The organism is Marinobacter lipolyticus SM19 (genome assembly GCF_000397065.2).
GTDB classification, from domain to species: Bacteria; Pseudomonadota; Gammaproteobacteria; order Pseudomonadales; family Oleiphilaceae; genus Marinobacter; species Marinobacter lipolyticus.
The window spans coordinates 1-1,050 of record NZ_KE007318.1 but is presented as its reverse complement, the minus strand read 5'-3'; the positions used below and the strand labels follow the sequence as shown (position 1 = coordinate 1,050).

The following is a 1,050-nucleotide window of genomic DNA, read 5'->3' as shown; positions in this document are numbered from 1 at the left end:
GGGTTCCCTCCGCTGGCGCTCCGGCGCCGGTTACCTCAGCGTTAGACGGGTGTATAGGAGCCTATGCAAGAAGACGTAAAAAATGAAGACTCAGGTGAGAGTATATATCCACTAAGCGTGGAGCTACCGTCACTGAAATCATTGTTCATAGAGATGTACTTCGGCGATCAGAAATTGAGTACCGGTACTGCCGTTCTGGTCGCCAAAGATAGGAGCTCACACTGCGCACTTGTAACAAATAGGCATAATGTCACTGGTCGAAATCAAGAAACCGGCGACTGCCTTAGTGAAACATTAGGCGTACCCGATCATATGGTCATTCATTTCCACAAACCTGGCTCGGATATTGGTGCGTGGAAAGAAGTCAGGCTTCCGCTTTATAGAGACGATGGAAGCCCTTTTTGGATTGAACACCCCTCTCTTGGGGCTGACGCCGATATAGTGGCTTTGAATCTCAAATGGGGCAGCGACGTCTTGAAGATGCCCTACTATCTGGAAACTGACTTAGACAGAAAAGGTATGATCGTCAGTCCCGCGGAGCCGGTCAGTGTAATAGGATTCCCGTTTGGGCTTTCAACCAGCGGAAAGCTGCCTGTTTGGGCAACAGGTTTTCTTGCACAGGAGTTGAGTTTGGTTTCGAAGGAAAATCCAGTGTTTTTGGTTGACTGCAGAACCAGGCAAGGGCAATCAGGGTCACCGGTTATAGCTTTTCGGACGTCTGGATATAGAAAAATCAGAGACGGACGCGTGTCTGCGAGCTTGTCGGGTGATGTCGCTTGGGAGTTTTTGGGTATCTACTCAGGGAGGGTAAATCCGCAATCAGATTTGGGTAGAGTATGGCACGTTTCAGCCATAGGGCCTTTACTTGAAGCAGCCGAAGAGGTTATGCAAGCAGGATCTGCAAACAGACCGTCTAACCAATAGTTCCAGTTCGTTCCGGGCCTCGCGGCCCTCCACCGGACGCCCTTTTCTCCGCTTTGCTGCAAAAAGGTCGCCGCTGAACAAAAGCGTTAGAAGGTATGGCATGGGATGACAAAATTAGATTTAACG

At 49.7% G+C, this 1,050-nt stretch carries 1 protein-coding gene; it reads left to right on the top strand.

Annotation, left to right across the window (positions count from 1 at the left end):
* The first annotated feature begins 63 nt into the window (after nt 1-63).
* A complete protein-coding gene (locus MARLIPOL_RS09510; RefSeq protein ID WP_012140575.1) occupies nt 64-924 on the top strand; it encodes a trypsin-like serine peptidase in 861 nt (286 codons plus the stop codon).
* Nucleotides 925-1,050 lie beyond the last annotated feature (126 nt).

Bases quoted from the DNA above. Each gene is read 5' to 3' on its own strand.
- MARLIPOL_RS09510 (WP_012140575.1), top strand. From the start codon at position 64: ATGCAAGAAGACGTAAAAAATGAAGACTCAGGTGAGAGTATATATCCA.